Source organism: Psychrobacillus sp. FSL W7-1457, from assembly GCF_038593405.1.
Taxonomy (GTDB): Bacteria; Bacillota; Bacilli; order Bacillales_A; family Planococcaceae; genus Psychrobacillus.
In genome coordinates this window covers 2,860,188-2,874,768 of sequence record NZ_CP151993.1, presented here as the reverse complement: position 1 = coordinate 2,874,768, position 14,581 = coordinate 2,860,188, and the positions used below count along the sequence as shown (strand labels likewise).

General features: G+C 30.9%; 10 protein-coding genes. 9 read left to right on the top strand and 1 reads right to left on the bottom strand.

Annotation, left to right across the window (positions count from 1 at the left end; translation table 11 throughout):
- The first annotated feature begins 65 nt into the window (after positions 1-65).
- The 6 genes from NSQ95_RS13985 (at position 66) to NSQ95_RS13960 (ending at position 8,397) form a co-directional block, all read left to right on the top strand.
- Positions 66-1,274: an ISL3 family transposase gene (locus NSQ95_RS13985; protein ID WP_342559814.1), complete on the top strand. Its 1,209-nt coding sequence runs from the start codon at positions 66-68 to the stop codon at positions 1,272-1,274.
- A 373-nt stretch (positions 1,275-1,647) separates the two neighbouring features.
- Complete coding sequence (locus tag NSQ95_RS13980) at positions 1,648-1,932, top strand: excalibur calcium-binding domain-containing protein (RefSeq protein WP_342559813.1); 285 nt, start codon at positions 1,648-1,650, stop codon at positions 1,930-1,932.
- Positions 1,933-3,033: 1,101 nt separating this feature from the next.
- Complete coding sequence (locus NSQ95_RS13975) at positions 3,034-5,556, top strand: sensor histidine kinase (RefSeq protein ID WP_342559812.1); 2,523 nt, start codon at positions 3,034-3,036, stop codon at positions 5,554-5,556.
- Complete coding sequence (locus NSQ95_RS13970) at positions 5,553-6,173, top strand: hypothetical protein (protein WP_342559811.1); 621 nt, start codon at positions 5,553-5,555, stop codon at positions 6,171-6,173. Before NSQ95_RS13975 ends, NSQ95_RS13970 begins: the two co-directional genes overlap by 4 nt.
- Entirely contained in the window at positions 6,170-6,778 is a 609-nt protein-coding gene (locus NSQ95_RS13965; protein WP_342559810.1) for an HNH endonuclease, read from the top strand. Before NSQ95_RS13970 ends, NSQ95_RS13965 begins: the two co-directional genes overlap by 4 nt.
- On the top strand, positions 6,778-8,397 hold the full coding sequence (locus NSQ95_RS13960; RefSeq protein ID WP_342559809.1) for an Eco57I restriction-modification methylase domain-containing protein: 1,620 nt from the start codon (positions 6,778-6,780) through the stop codon (positions 8,395-8,397). The genes NSQ95_RS13965 and NSQ95_RS13960 overlap by 1 nt, the downstream gene beginning before the upstream one ends.
- Here the strand turns inward: NSQ95_RS13960 and NSQ95_RS13955 are convergent.
- Positions 8,381-8,572, bottom strand: a complete 192-nt coding sequence (locus tag NSQ95_RS13955; RefSeq protein ID WP_342559807.1) for a hypothetical protein — start codon at positions 8,570-8,572, stop codon at positions 8,381-8,383. The genes NSQ95_RS13960 and NSQ95_RS13955 overlap by 17 nt on opposite strands.
- Before the next feature lie 807 nt (positions 8,573-9,379).
- Between NSQ95_RS13955 and NSQ95_RS13950 the strand changes: the two genes are divergently transcribed.
- The 3 genes from NSQ95_RS13950 to NSQ95_RS13940 are packed head-to-tail and all read left to right on the top strand — an operon-like array spanning position 9,380 to position 14,491.
- Positions 9,380-10,720, top strand: a complete 1,341-nt coding sequence (locus NSQ95_RS13950) for a TniQ family protein (RefSeq protein ID WP_342560818.1) — start codon at positions 9,380-9,382, stop codon at positions 10,718-10,720.
- Positions 10,710-13,361 carry a TnsA endonuclease N-terminal domain-containing protein gene (locus NSQ95_RS13945; protein WP_342559806.1) on the top strand — a complete coding sequence of 884 codons (2,652 nt, stop codon included), beginning with the start codon at positions 10,710-10,712 and terminating at the stop codon, positions 13,359-13,361. Before NSQ95_RS13950 ends, NSQ95_RS13945 begins: the two co-directional genes overlap by 11 nt.
- Entirely contained in the window at positions 13,361-14,491 is a 1,131-nt protein-coding gene (locus NSQ95_RS13940) for a TniB family NTP-binding protein (protein WP_342559805.1), read from the top strand. Before NSQ95_RS13945 ends, NSQ95_RS13940 begins: the two co-directional genes overlap by 1 nt.
- Positions 14,492-14,581: the final 90 nt, after the last annotated feature.

Here is a 14,581-nt window from a genome sequence, read left to right as displayed (position 1 = left end):
CGTAACTTCCGATTCTTTTATACTTGAATTGTCGAGAAACAAGTATGAAAAGGAGCTACGTGCATATGAATTTTACCATGAATGTCCCAGGATTAAAAGGTGTAACTATTCACAAGGTGGAGGAACTTGGTGAGCGAATTGCCCTTCATGTGTCATTGCCCAAGAAAGCGCATAGCTGTCCAAACTGTCATCAACTAACGTCCAAAGTCCATGACTATCGGATTCAAAAGATCAAGCATTTAAAATGGTTTGAACGATTGACTATATTATTTTATAAGCGTCGTCGTTATTCCTGTCCATGTGGGAAGCGTTTTTCGGAGAAATCCCCTTTCGTGGATAGATATCAGCGTTTCTCAAGAGAATGGAATCAGGTCGTACGTATTCGTTCCATCAAAGCTAAGACTTTCAAAGAGGCAAGCGAAATACTTGGTTCTTCGAGTTCCACAGTGATTAGACGGTTTAAAGAGGCTGCGAAAAGAGAGCTTCTCAGTGGTGTCTGCCTGCCAAAAGCGATTGCGATCGATGAATATAAAGGAGACACAGATGCAGGCACCTATCAGTTGGTTATTGCCAATGCTGAAACACATGAACCACTTGATATATTACTGAATCGCCGAAAGGAAACAGTGAAAGACTACCTATCCAAGCATGGGGCTGATGTGGAAATCGTGGTGATGGATATGAATCCTAGCTTTAAAGCAGCGGTGCGGAAGGCCTTGGGCCAGCCAGTGATAGTCGCAGATCGTTTCCATTACTGTCGATATATTTATTGGGCATTGGATGAGGTTCGTCGTCATGTCCAGAAAGATTGGCATGAGTATGATCGAAAGAAGTGTAAGCGGATGCGCCATGTAGTGTACAAAAGACAAGAGAAACTAACAGGAACCAACGCTTGGTATTTAGCTCGTTATACAGGCATGTCTAAAACGTTGAAACAAGCACATGAACTAAAAGAGGCATACTGTAAGTGGTTTGATTGGGCAAAAGAGACAGAGGATATGGTCGAGGTAAAAAAACAATTAGAAGCTTTTTACCGTAAGGTAGAGGAGAGTAAAATTCCAGCCTTTATAAAAGCAATTCGAACCTTTAAAAACTGGCAAACTGAGATATTAAATAGCTTTAGTTTTGGTTATTCGAATGGCTTCCTCGAGGGCATTAATAATAAAACGAAAGTGATGAAGCGTAACGCATATGGGTTTCGTCGCTTCGATCACTTTCGTGCAAAGATTTTATTGAATATAAAGTATAAAGAAATCGGAGTTCATCTTGGTTAAATGGGTGAGTGGAAATGAATCCCCCCAACATTTGACGTAGAACCAAAAAAAATGGCTACCGATTTATTTGTTTAATTTGTAGGAAAAATTCATTTATTACTGCTATCCAATTGCAGGTTAGTTTTTATAAAAGAGATTGTCCATTTTATAATGTATAAACTAATCTGAATACCTGTTCCTCTTTGCTTAGCTGCTATTTTTGTTAAAATTGAGTTTATTGATAAGCGGAACACACACTGTTTGTTACTAATAAATAGAAGTATTATCAGATTATTTATAAAAAATAAATCAGTAGCTACTATTCCTTAGATATTATTGATGTTGTTTTTATCCATTTCGATTTAACACATATCGTTGTTTTTGTTAAGACAATTTGTATAGAGCGCAGTGTCTAATTCAATCTATTCTAATTCTTAACTGGTTGCAAACTAGTATTACAAGAAGAAACAAAACCTGTGGTAATTCCAGTAACGAAGCAACCTCGACACCAGTAAAAACCGGATTTAAAAACTGTACGGAGTTAAAAAAGGTTTATCCAAACGGTGTATCTAGCGACCATCCAGTGTATTTACAGAAATTTGATAGAGATAAAGAAGGTTGGGGTTGTGATAGATTCTTCTTTTACCTAATAAAAAAATTTATAGCCCTCACCTTATGAAGGTGGGGTTATTTTCTTTCATGTTCCTTTAATAATTTTCGTAATTCATTTTAGTTTGAAAAGTCATCAATAATATACTCGCATCATTAACTGATGTTCATTCGTTAAGTTATTAAAATCTTCGTATATTGCTCGAAATCTATAAGCTCCTCTTTCTACAGCAATTCTTATTGCATCTTCTTGATTTATTGCTTCTATAATATACACGTCTTCTTTTTCTAGTGTCTTTCCAGTAACATTTAACTGAAATATTCAAATCATAAATAATAATCCAGTCTTCTTTTGATTATAATTATAGCTATAAAAATCCACCTAAGTGTCCTAAGTGTGACTAAAGAAGGCAAAAAAAGTTAAAGAGTGAAAATGGAATCGAGAAAACAACCTGTAAAATAAACACAATGAATGTGGAGTAAGCAGAAAGATGTCAAAACAAATTCTATTTTGTGTCGATATAATTATATCGAAGTTTATTTCCAAAGTGAGGCAAATTATATTTCTAAATTTGGTATGAAACGAACTCCAGGCACTATAAAAAAGGCATACTGTGAGGCAACAAGAATAAATGATGAACGAATTACAGTTAGAAAAGGTGAGCTCGGAGAATACAAAATTGACATTCAACTATCCCAAATGCAAAAATATTATTTGTACTTTTGTGATTTATTAGTTAAAAACCCTGAATCGTCAACGGGATACTCCCAAATAGACCACGTTATCTGTATCAGATAAAGTAAAATCATTCTGCTTATCTAACAAGAAAATCCAAGGAAAAGTTTATTGATAAAGCACCAAAAAATTCAATAAAATAGAAAGTTGTATTATAGTTTTCTTGAAAATTTAAGGCTCAAATATCCTATTCTTTGAACTATCGAAGGAGTAACACCTTAACCTACGTATACGGAGAATTATTAATCTCAATTAAGAATCCACTAAGAATAGTTTTAAAGGAAGACGGAGTAAGAGTTGTGTCTCTATCGATAATTATTAATGAAAGATGTGAAAAAAATGGAAATGCATTACTTTATAAACAAGTAGATTTACTTATAAAAAGTATGTAGTAAAATTGTATTAAGAGGAAATTTAATCTTAAGGAGGATAAAAATGAGAGAAATACCATTTAAGGTTTCAGCGAGAACGGCAAGGCTTATAGGAAGAGAGAATGTATCGAATGCTGATGGTGCTATCATCGAACTTGTAAAAAATTGCTATGATGCTGATAGTTCTCTTTGTATCATACTTTTTGATATTAAATATCCATTTGCACCTGGGGAATTTAGTTGTAAGGAAGTTGAAGAAACGATTGATAATCCAGTAATAAAGAATTTAATTCAATCACTGTATGATAGGGTGGATAGTAAGTACGTCCTTAAAGACTTTTATGATAATAATGAATTTGAAAGGTTTGAGAGGCTACTTCAGGATTTAAATAATATATACATAATTGATAATGGCTCTGGAATGACGGATAAAATAATAGAAGATTATTGGATGACTATAGGAACTAATCATAAAGAAAAAAATATTTTTAGTGACGATGGTAGAATTAGAACCGGGGCAAAGGGGATAGGTCGATTTGCATTGGATCGACTTGGTAATAATTGTGAAATGCTAACAGTACCAAAAGGAAGAAACAGTGCTTTCGAATGGAAAGTGTGTTGGGGGGATTTTGAGAGCAAAGATATTATTGATGATGTAAGTGCTCAATTAGAGGAAATATCCATTCAGAATTTTTCCAATGAAGTATTAAAAACGTTAAAAGATATCAATGAAGGACTGAAAAATAAGTTACAAAAACATAAATTATTACATGGGACAATTATAAAAATTAGTAATTTAAGAGATACTTGGAAACCTAAAATTGTTGAAAAAATTTATGGGAATTTAGAAACATTAATTCCTCCCATTGAACAGAAAGTATTTGAAATCTACGTAATAGATAAACATAATTCAAAGAAATATGGAAAAGTTGAGAACTCTATATGTGATGATTTCGATTATAAAATATTTGCAGAATTTACAGAGGACAAGAAAATAAGGGTTTCTACATTCAGAAGTGAATTTGATACTGACTCGATTGATGAAAAACTGTTCTCAATGCCATCCCTTAACACACCTCCTTATTTTAAAAAGACATTCCTCGATGGTTTTTACGAAAAGGAATATGAAATTAGTGAGCTTATTCCTGGCTATAGAGGAGAGCATATTGAAGATATAGGAGTCTTTGACTTCACCCTATACTTTATGAAGAAAAATTATGGGAAATCAGATAAAAATAAATATTTCTATAAGGATTTTAATCAAAAATTACGTAATGATTGGTTAAGTAAATTTGGAGGAATTAAATTATTTAGGGACATGTTTAGAATTCGACCATATGGAGAAATTGAAGGTAATTCCTTTGATTGGCTTAATTTGGGAGATAGGGCTGATAGGAGTCCTGCGGCACCGTCACATGAAAGTGGAAAGTGGAGAGTTAGACCAAACCAAGTTTCAGGATCAATAAATATCTCGCGACTCACAAATATTAATTTCGAAGATAAATCAAGTCGAGAAGGACTTCAAGAAAACGATGTATTTATTTTATTTAAAACTCTTATCATCAATATTATCAGGTTATTCGAAAATGATAGGCAAACGGTCATGAGAGCGATGAATACATTATATGAACAAAATAACGAAAATGAACAAAAAAAGAAAGAAGCTAGGCAAATAGCCAATCAAGTTATCAAACAAACAAGTACAAGTTTTAAAAATATAGATTTTGAAACAGCAAAAAAATCCCCTGATTATCAAAAAGTATTCCTTGCGGAAAGAGTTTTAGATTTCGAAAAGGAAAAAGAAGAATTAATTTCCGAAATGAATATGCTAAAAGCACTTGCAAGCACTGGCTTAGTTATTACTTCTTTTGCTCATGAGCTGAAGAATATCTCTGCAAATATACTTCCAAGAACAGAAGAATTGTCAGACATACTTACTGAGGTAATACCACAAGAAGTGCTCCAAACACTAAGACAAGAAGATAATCCATTTGAATTAATTAGGGAGTTTAGAGAACAGGATACTAGGCTGAAAAACTGGTTGGATTTTTCACTGGATGCTATTAGAAAAGATAAAAGGAAGAGGAAAAAGGTGGATTTGTACCAGGTGTTTAAAGAATTTGAAAAGATATGGAGACACTCCCTTTCATACTCTATGGTCAATCTAAAAGTTCCGAAATCAAGAAATGAGCGCTGTTTTATAAGGATTTTCCCAATTGATATTGATAGTATCTTCAATAATCTAATTGCAAACTCAGTGGATGCTTTTCAGAGGAGAGATGCCTCAGAGATTCGAGATATATCAATTAATTTTTATGTAGATGATAATAAAATCAATATATTGTATGAAGATTCCGGCCCGGGACTTTCGAAGGATATACAAAATGAAAATGAGATATTTGACTCGTTTTATACAACTAAAAGGGATTCACTTGGTAGGGAAATAGGGACTGGTTTAGGTATGTGGATTGTTAAATCTACTGTTGGAGAATACAAAGGAACTGTAGAAATAACTAAGAAGAGGCCAGGATTTGGGCTGAAAATTATCCTTCCTTTGCGTAAGGATGAAGGGATTGTTATAGAATGAGTAATTTTTATGTAGGAATAATAGATGATGAAAAACAGAACATTAACAGAATTAAGCGGAAGGGTCGGCAGGAAAACTTCGAATTTATTGAAGTTCCATTACTTGAAGATATAGAGGAAATGGTACAAGAAGTTATTATGTTAAATGTGAAAGCTTTACTTGTTGATTTTAAACTTAGTACAACAAGACCTAATATTAAATATACCGGAGTTGATTTATTAGTAAAATTAGAAGAGTATATAGAAAACTATCCATCATTTATATTAACTGCTTTTGGTGATAATGCCGAACAAGAACTAATAGATGTTAATAAGGTTTATGACAAATCTCAATACTTCGATGATCCAACTGTGTTGAATCGAAGAATTAAAAGACAAGCTGAAAATTTTATTCAATTAGTGAAGAAAGCCGAATTGGAATTGATCGAACTAAAAAGGGTTCCTTCTCCGACATTGAAACAACAGGAAAGGATAATTGAATTGGATTCATTTATTGAAAAACGTATTAGCAAAAAAGATGCGTTATCACTTAGTATCAAAACCAAATTCTATCAAGATAAGTTAGATAATCTATTAGCAAAAACAGAAAAAATACTAGAGGAAGTAGAAAAATTATGATTTTTAAAAATCCAATAAGACTGAAAACACCAGTAAGAAATTGTTCTAAAACTTATTCTAACTATAGAAGTTATAAAAACTATTTGGCAGAGGACTTCAATAATCGATGTGGGTATTGTGATTCTTATGATGGATGGTTAGGTGGGACAAAAATATACCATATAGACCATTTTGCTCCGAAATCGAAGTTCCCGCATTTAGAGAATACTTATGAAAATTTAATTTACTCTTGCCCATTTTGTAATCTCACTAAAAGCGACGATTGGCCTTCTGAATCTGAAGAAGTGAGTATATTAAATAATATAGGATACATAAATCCTATATTAGAAGAATATAATACCTATTTTTATCGAGACTCGAGAGGGAATATTTTTTGTGAAGATAAAGAGACTGGTCATTATATGTATAACAAATTAAAATTTTACTTAGAACGTCATAGGGTATTATGGAATTTGACGAAGCTAATGCAGGTAAAGAAGAAGATAAAGGTAAAATTGGATATATGTAAAGATAAGGCTGAATATGAAGATCTTCTTAAGTTATATGGTGAATTAAGTTTAGAATTTGATGAGTTTCTGTTTTATATCGTCGGAGATGTCAGTTAATGGATTATAAGAAAGAGAATGGGGCATATTATACACCCGATTATTTAGCAGAATATATTGTAAACGAAATTTTCACTAATTATGCATTTGACAATCAGAATATAAAGATATTAGAACCGAGTTGTGGAGATGGGGTCTTTATTAAGTCATTGCTAAATACTGAACTGATTCCACAAGAAATACCTTTAATGATTGATGTAGTGGAGAAAAATAAAGAAGAGATAGAAAAGGTTAGATTGCACAAGTTAAATAGATCTACGTATGATAAGGTTAACTTATTCACTACGGATTTCTTAGATTTTAATAGTAGTGGAAGAAAATATGATCTTATTATTGGAAACCCACCATTTATTAATAAAAGAGTGCTTTCAGAAAAACAAATATTAAATAGTGAAACAACCTTTTTGGAACACCGATTAGACCCCAAGAATTTTAAAAATATTTGGATGAGTTTTGTTTTGAAATCTATATCGATGTTAAAGGACAATGGTATACTCTGTTTTGTATTACCAAGTGAATTCCTTCAGGTTAACTACTCAAGTGAACTCAGGAGTTTCCTTTTGAAAAGTTTCGTTGAAATAAAAATTTACGTATTTAAAGAATTAGTATTTGAAAAAATAGAACAAGACGTAATTATTTTATTTTTATCTGAAAAGGGTAAGACAAATAGCGTAGATTACTTTCAGATTAATGATTTGGATAATGTAAGAAAAAAGTTGAAATTGAAGCCTAATACCATATTTTATAATGACCAAGAAAAGTGGTCCAATTATTCATTGTCAAACTCAGATATAAACTTTATTAATAATATGAAAACAAAATTTGAAAAAGTCAATAAATATTGTACGGCAACAGCAGGAATAGTTACTGCTGCTAATAACTACTTTATTGTTAATAAAAACAGGGCAGTTGAATATGGCCTGTTAGATGATAGCTATCCTGTTATAAAGAAGAGTTCATACCTACCAAAGGGTATTAAATTTACTAACGAACAATTTAATTTATTAGAAGAAAAGGGTCTTCCAACTCAATTACTTTTCTTTGATAAAATGGATATTAATGAATATCAAGACGGAATCAGAAAATACTTAAATGAAGGTATCGAACAAGAAATACATCTTAGATACAAGTGTAAGAAAAGAACTCAATGGTACAAGATCCCCTTTTTAGAAGCTTCCGAAGGAATATTCTTTAAAAGGTCAAATTTAATTCCTAAAATAATTGTTAACTCAGCGGAAGTATTAAATACTGACTCGGGTTATAGAATTATTATGAAAAATGGATATATGATACAAAATCTTGTGTTTAGTTTTTATAATTCTTTTACTCTCTTAATGAGTGAGTTAAATGGACGGTATTATGGTGGTGGGGTACTGGAATTAACTCCAAATGAATTTAAAAATCTACCTATCCCTTACTGCGAAGTCACAGAAAAAGAGTTTAACCATTTAGATAATCTATTTAAAAATGGTTATACAACGGAAGAAATACTTGAGTATACAGATGAGATTATACTTAAAAGAAATTTTAATCTTACAAATGAAGAAATAAAATTTTTAAAGGAAATTAGAAGAAAACTAAATCAAAGAAGAATACATAAGATTAATCGTTCTCTTTAGATGCAATTACCTCTAAAAGTTCTATTGAGTTTTTAATCCTTATGTTACATACCCAGAATGCTTTATATAGTTCCTGATAGTTATATTCTTTGTTCTCATATTCTACTTTTTTAAAGAAGTTTTCGTTTTGTGAGTGTATTTTTTCTAGAAGGTTTTTTACATTTAATAAATTCATGAATTTATCCTCTCTTTTTTATTTCTATTCTTAACAAAATTTCATGTTTTTATAACAAGTATTTATAATAAGTATTTATTTTTGTTATTTATCATTAAACAAAAAGTTTTTTCAACAGTGGTCGGACTATTGTATTCTAAGTTGTCAAGATTTAGAACAAGCACGGTACCGAAAGGTGAGGTTCCCTTCTATTCTACTAGCTGAATAAGCTTCTCATCGAAACAACTGATTTTCATTCAAAATTTACAAATGAATTGCAAATTCGAAATTAGCGACTTCCTCTTAGTTGAGTTAGTCGCTTTTTTTATTTGCGCGATTATTTTAATGTGGTGTTCTATTGCTATGGATAATGAGATAAAGACTGTTCTAGCTTAAATATATTGAACGCCATTAGTTTTATTTACTACTTGTCCATTTATATACAATCATTGTTTCTTTTTTCGCCCAACTGCTCGATTTTGCCATTCTTACCAAACGGATGAACATTAACTACAATGAATCTTTACACCACTATTATTATGCAACTTTCTAAGTATATAAAAAGTCCTTTTGCGGCAGCAGTAGCAATAATTTTTTTATCATCATCATAATGATTTTTCTCTCCAATAACAATATAATTTCTATTACTTGGATATTTATTCTCTAATTAAATAAATTGTAATTTAATAATTCATATTTGTCATTGTTAGATTGCTTTGTTTTTTTCTTTAAATCTTTAAGGAAAAAATGTATAAATCTATAATTTAATTGCCAATAATTAATAGTAATCTAACAAGAGAATTCTTGAGGTGAATTAATTAATTGGAGGTGTTATCTATTCAAGTCCCGAGAAGTATCTTATACAACATTGAACCTATTGGAATTGAAACAGGATTAGTGGAAAGTTTGAGCAGTTATCTAACTAGACTTTCATATGAACATAACATCAATGTTAGTCACTTGGTAAATAAGATAGTGATTCCTGAAATGAATAAAGATTATTTGGAAAGAAGCTCTAAATACGGTGGCAATAGTTTTTATGAAGGTGCCAAAACAATAAATGGATATACGGATAACTCAACTGAAATGGTTTATATTTTGGGAAAGTTAACAAGTAGAATAGATTTAACAAGCTTAACTCTGTTTAAATTAAAAAATTTAGTGCCTTTGAGAAATTTACTTAAAGAAACTTTCTCTTGGTGCCCAGAATGTATAAAGAATTGGAAAGATAGTCACAAGAGTATTTACTATCCATTAGTTTGGTATATAAAACCGATAAAGATTTGTTTTGAACACAAGTGTTATCTACTTGAAAAATGCCCGAGATGTTTTAGAAAAATTGATATACTGCGTAGACAAATGATACCAGGATATTGTCCAAACTGCTTTAACTTACTAATTCAAGATCAAGTTATAAAAGAGATTAATAATCAGGAATGGGAATGGCATTCATTTGTCTATCTAAATATTGAAAGTTTAATAGGATTAAATTCTAGTAAACTATTCGCTAAAGAAAATATTAGTAAACAGTTGAGTTATATCAATCATTATCTATTTTCTGATAATATCTGTATTTTTGCTGAATTCTTAAGTATTCCTAAAAGTACTTTAAGAGCCTGGATTAAATTAGAAAATACTCCCACTCTAGAAGGGTTACTAAAAGTCTGTTTTAAATTAGATACTACAATTATGGATTTCCTTACAAAAAGTTTGCAAAATATGACTATAAGCCATCTTAATGAAAATCAGAAAACAATTAAAGAAAAGGTGATTAGAAGAAAACTTGACCTTGTTGCAATCGAAAATTTTCTGAAAGAGGGATTAATATGTGACCCGCCAATTTCTATGACAGCGGCCGCAAGAATTTTAAATCGTGACAAACGAGTTTTATATCTTAATTTCCCTGTGTATTGTAAACAAATTTCAAAAAGATATAGAGACTATATCAATCTAGAATCAATACAAAGAATAGAAAAATTAAAAAAAGAAATTAAAATTGCCTTTTATTACTTAGCAAATCAGGGTATATATCCAAGTAGCGGGAAAATTCAAACTAAAACTAAGAAAAAGGGATTACTGAAGGAGAGAATACTTCAAGAATATTGGAAAGATCTATTGGCCCAAAATAATCTTTACAGGGGAAAGGGGAGAAGTAGTAATGATGAGTAATAGTGAGTTTGAAGAATGGGCAAATAAACTCAACTTAACAGACGATGCTAAGAATGAAGTACAACGTGTAAGACAGTCACCGCCAGCAAGGAGAGTTGGCGGAGGTAAGCATAACGTTAGTGGACGATATAGTAGTAAAAAGATGGGTGTTACTATCCAATTTGAAAGTCATAAGGTGGAATTACCTACTATTTATATGTTGGAATATAACGATAATGTTTTGGAATATTATGATCAGCCACCTCAAATAAAGCTTTTCTACTATCAAAGTAATAAGAACAACAAAAGGATGGCTTATTTGAATACACCAGATTTTTTTGTGATTGAAAAAGAAAGGGCATACTGGGTGGAGTGCAAAACGGAAGAAGAGCTTATTAAAAAATCTCAGAGTAATCCAGAGAGATATCGTAAAGAGAATGAACAATGGATATTTACTCCAGGAAAAAAATTTGCAGCTGAATATAATCTAGACTTTCTTATCCGCTCGTCTTCAGAAATCAATTGGAATCTACAACGTAATCTTGAATTTCTAGAGGACTATTTTGTTAAAGATTATGCTGTAAATGAAACAACAATTAATAGAATAAAAGAATCTATTCAAGAATCTCCAGGTATAGTCTTAGAAGAATTAGTATTAAGTGAAGATGTTCAGTTTAATGCGGATGATATATACGCATTGATAGCTAAAGAAATTATTTATATAGATTTATATAATCATTTAATAACTGATTCGGAAAATGTAAAGGTTTATTTAAATAAAGAACTGTATAAAGGATTTTCTATAGTAGAGAAATCATCTAGAAGTAAGAGAATAACTAATAAGTTAGAGTTGAAAAGCGGAAATCATATTGCTTGGGGGAATACAATTTGGACAATTCTTAATTATGATTACGAAAGTAAAATAGTCTTTTTGTATTCTAAGAATGAAAATAAAAATGTTGAGTTACCAATCAATTTATTTGAATCCTATATATTTGAGGGATATATTCACGGGACTGATCAAGATGAATTCAACGAAAGTAACGAATTAAAAAAGATGATATTGCAGGCTAATGAAACTGATTTAATAGAAACAAATAAAAAGTATGAAATTGTCGTTAAGTATTTAAACAAGGAAAAAATAGAGTTTATAAATGTAACAGACAGAACACTTCGAAACTGGGTAAAAAAGTATAAAGATGCGGAAGAAATTTATGGCAATGGTTTTGTAGGTCTTCTACCCCAAACTAAAAAAAGAGGAAATAGAAATGCGAAGTTACCCATTGAGTCAATAGAATTGATGAATAAGGTGATATCAGAAAGTTATGAAACAATAAAATCTAAATCTGCAAAACAAGTTTACCGCGAATTACTTGTAAAGTGCGAGGAATCTAATTTTTATGTGCCATCGTATGCAACATTTTGTGAAACGATAAATAACCGAGCAAAATATGATGTTGAAAAGGCTAGAAAAGGCAATAGGGCATCTTATAAATATGAAGAGTTTTATAGTGAACTAGAATTTACTACTCCAAGACATGGGGAACGAATTTTTGAAATAGCACATATCGATCATACGGAGTTAGATATTGAACTAGATATTAATGGAAAGGTTTCTAAGCGACCATGGCTTACATTAATGATTGATGCTTACTCTAGACGAATTCTTGCGTATTATTTAACTTTTGAAGAACCGTCATACAGGTCGTGTATGATGGTGATTAGAGATTGTGTGAAAAGATCTAATCGTTTACCAAACTATATTGTGGTGGATGGAGGAAAGGAATTCAGTAGTGTATATTTTGAATCATTGCTTGCGTTATACAGTGTTCATAAAAAGCAAAGACCAGCAGCAAAGGCACGGTATGGTCATGTTATAGAGCGGTTGTTTGGAATTACAAACGAGTTATTTATTCACAATTTAAAAGGTAATACTCAAATCACTAAAAATGTAAGACAAGTAACTAAAAGTGTAAATCCGAAAAATCATGCAGTTTGGACACTTGAGACTTTGAATGAACGACTTGATACATGGTTTAGTAATGTATATGACAATAAGGAAAATCCATCTCTTAATCGAACCCCCAAAGAAGCATTTTTGGAATCTATAGCAGTGTCAGGTAATCGTCCAAATACTTACATTCCTTATGATGAAACTTTTATATTAACAACTTTACCAGCTCCCAAAGCGAAAACTAGAAAGGTTCATCCCGGCCAGGGTATAAAACTAAGTTATTCTTACTATTGGTGTGAACAATTTAGAAATCCTAAAATTGAAGCTACTGAATTAGAAGTTAAATATGATCCATTTAATATTGGAATAGCTTATGCATTTATAGATAATCAATGGGTAAAATGCCTGTCTGAGCAATATAAATATTTAAATGGAAAGACAGAAAAACAAATAAAACTAATTGCTGAAGAGATCAGGCAAAAGAAAAAATTATATGCACAAAATATTACTATAACTGCTAGAACGATTGCTAACTACATTATTGAATCTGAAAAAATAGAAGAAACACTGGCTATAGAAAAATATAAACCATTAGAAACAGGTTTAAAAGTAATAGAAAATAATAAGATATTAAATGTAGAAACAAATAATGATAGTAAATCAGCTGAACTACATGATGAATTAGAAATCTTTGGGGAGTTGAATTAGTGGAAAAAAGGCAGAGATTATTTAATGAAGATCTATTAACAAAATCTAAAGAAGAGCGTGAAAAATTCTTCAATGATTTTACAGTTAGTCATCCTAAAATGAAACAGGTATTAGATCAATTAATAAGTGAAATCTCAAAAGGACCACATAATATAATTATGGTAGTTGGACCATCTGGAGTAGGGAAATCTAGATTATTTTTGGCTACTATACAAACCATGTTAAAAAGTATGGCAGAAAAAATTGAATTAGATAAGAGTATCATACCTATCACTGGTATTGAGCTTCCAAATCCAGATTTGGGAAAGTTTAATTGGAAAGATTTTTATTACAGAGTTCTTCTATCTTTAAATGAGCCATTAATTGATTATAAAATCGATACAAACATTTTGAAAAACATGAAAAATAATGTTACTGCAAATACTCCATCTACTGCTGCAGCAATGCGAAGATCAATAGAGAATGCTTTTTTATATAGAAAAACCATGGCACTTTTAATTGACGAATCTCAACACTTCTTTAATATAAACGCAGAAAAAAGAGGAGATAGTGAGAAGAATCAAAGACAATTTAATTCAATAAAATCGTTAGCTAATATGAGTAATACAAAAATTGTTCTATTTGGAACTTATGATTTAAATGCTGTAATTAATTTAGATGGTCAATTGTCAAGAAGGGTTAAAGAACTTCATTTTCCAAGATATGATTATATGATTGAAAAAGACAAAAAGAATTTTCAATCTATTTTATTGACCTTTCAGAAGTTATTACCAGTGCATGAAGAACCTGATTTAATTTTACATTCTGAATATATATATGAAAATTCTATAGGTTGCGCAGGTATATTAAAAAACTGGTTACAGTTATGTCTTTCAGATGCTATTGAGAAAGAGGAGAAAACTATTACTTATGCAAATTTAAAAAAGAACACTTTGCAAACAAAAAAACTTTTAACATTAGCTAATGAAGCAATAAGTGGAGAACTAGTTTTTAAAGAAAGTAATACCGATAAACACAAATTGAAGACTCTCCTTGGAACAAAAAAAGATGGAGAAAAAGTAAAAACAAGTAAAAACAAATCTACTCCAGGGAAAAGAAAACCTGAAAGAGACAATGTTGGTTTGGTCTGATTTGTGGCAGAAGAGCTGTACAAGACCTGGGAATAATTCACCCGGTAAAAGAAATCCAGAAAGGGATCCTATTAGCTTAGTTGAAAATCA

Coding starts and splice junctions, on each gene's coding strand:
- NSQ95_RS13965 (WP_342559810.1), top strand. CDS start 6,170: ATGATTTTTAAAAATCCAATAAGACTGAAAACACCAGTAAGAAATTGT.
- NSQ95_RS13945 (WP_342559806.1), top strand. CDS start 10,710: ATGATGAGTAATAGTGAGTTTGAAGAATGGGCAAATAAACTCAACTTA.
- NSQ95_RS13975 (WP_342559812.1), top strand. CDS start 3,034: ATGAGAGAAATACCATTTAAGGTTTCAGCGAGAACGGCAAGGCTTATA.
- NSQ95_RS13960 (WP_342559809.1), top strand. CDS start 6,778: ATGGATTATAAGAAAGAGAATGGGGCATATTATACACCCGATTATTTA.
- NSQ95_RS13970 (WP_342559811.1), top strand. CDS start 5,553: ATGAGTAATTTTTATGTAGGAATAATAGATGATGAAAAACAGAACATT.
- NSQ95_RS13955 (WP_342559807.1), bottom strand. CDS start 8,572: ATGAATTTATTAAATGTAAAAAACCTTCTAGAAAAAATACACTCACAA.
- NSQ95_RS13985 (WP_342559814.1), top strand. CDS start 66: ATGAATTTTACCATGAATGTCCCAGGATTAAAAGGTGTAACTATTCAC.